Source organism: Halococcus sp. AFM35 (assembly GCF_051195015.1).
Classification (GTDB): Archaea; Halobacteriota; Halobacteria; order Halobacteriales; family Halococcaceae; genus Halococcus.
Genome location: NZ_JBNTJU010000092.1, coordinates 1 through 1,395 on the forward strand (window position 1 = coordinate 1; position 1,395 = coordinate 1,395).

General features: G+C 58.2%; 1 protein-coding gene. It reads right to left on the reverse strand.

Annotated elements, in window-relative coordinates:
• Positions 1 to 13: 13 nt before the first annotated feature.
• Positions 14 to 1,312, reverse strand: a complete 1,299-nt coding sequence (locus tag ACQUQO_RS18205; RefSeq protein WP_435080066.1) for an IS4 family transposase — start codon at positions 1,310 to 1,312, stop codon at positions 14 to 16.
• Positions 1,313 to 1,395: the final 83 nt, after the last annotated feature.

Genomic DNA, 1,395 nt, shown 5'->3' on the forward strand with positions numbered 1-1,395 from the left:
CATCCGTGTTCGGTTAAGGCCTCACCTCCGCGTTGAAGGCGTAAGCCACTCGTTTGTTCAGGGTAAGGCGTGATCTCTCTGGTTGGCGTGCCTCACAACGCACCAGTTCAGGAAGATTCGGTGGTGGATGGCCCAAAGCAACGCCGAGATCACCAAGCACTGGCTGGGCGACCGACCGAAAGGTCGTCGCCCAGCGTTCTTCTGGATACTCCACGCCAGGATCGAGCTCCTGAAACACTGCCAATAAGGCTCTGCTGACCAGCAGCGTCAGCAGAGCCGCCACCACGAGCAACTCTGCAATCGCTTTGTTTCCCGTCTCGAACTTCTCCAGACCGTACCGCGACTTCAGCTCGCGGAACAGCAACTCAACCTTCCACCGCAGACTGTATAGCGCAGCTACTTGCTCCGGTGTGAACTCATCCGGAAGGTTCGTCACGTAGAGGTGGTAGTCGTCGGTGTCCTCGTTGCGGACACCGACGACGCGGAATTCTCTGGTGGCAGCTGATTGGTTCTCACCGTACTGCCGTCGCTTGAACCCGAATTCGCCAGTCACATCGATATGCTTCCGCTTGAGCTTCGCGAGATGGTCTCGAAGGCGGCTCCCAGTCAAGGAAATGGCGCGCCCGCGACATTTCCGCCGCTCGCCTACGATCAACGGATTCGCATTCGTCTTCAGCCGACTCACGAAGTAGCCGTCGTTCTCGTCGATCAACGCGAAGCGGCGGTAGCCGTAGAAGCCGAGATCGAACAGGAACAGCCGGCCACGCAGCCAGTTCCGTACCGGGAACTGGCTGCTCTCGTGGGTTTGTTCGCCAGTGAGTTTGAACTGTGCAAGCGTCTGCTTCGTGACGTTGTAGACGAGGTGGAGTTTGGCACCAGATCGGTCGTCATGAGTCGCTGGAAACGCAGAAAGGAACCGATGCAACCTGAAGATGGTTGCATCGGCGATCATCGTGTCGCGGAACTGGGTGAGTTGGGGCGCGATAGTGTGAGGAGCTGCGACCTCCTCGAGCGCGTGCGCGAGGAGGTCGCTTAGGAGATCGCCAAGTTCCGGCGTAAATCGGTCGTAGAAGCTGGATCGGTACACGGTCTGGTTGGTGGCGGTCTGGTAGGCGCGTTGAAACGCGGCGATAGAGCGGGTTTCGCCGTCCACGGCGAAGCCCAAGATGAGCGACCAGACGAGCATCGTAATGTCGATTTTTCGGTGACGTTGGACAGCATCGCGCTCGCGCGCGATGCCTTCGATGAGGTCTGCGGGAAAGAGGGAAGTCAATCGGCGTCGTATGAGTGTTGGAGAGAGTTCGGGTATCACAACCTCTCTCTACGCGGTTTCTGACGATAAGCCCATCACGCCAGCGCTGTCTACGTGTTTCACTCCTTAACCGAACACGGATG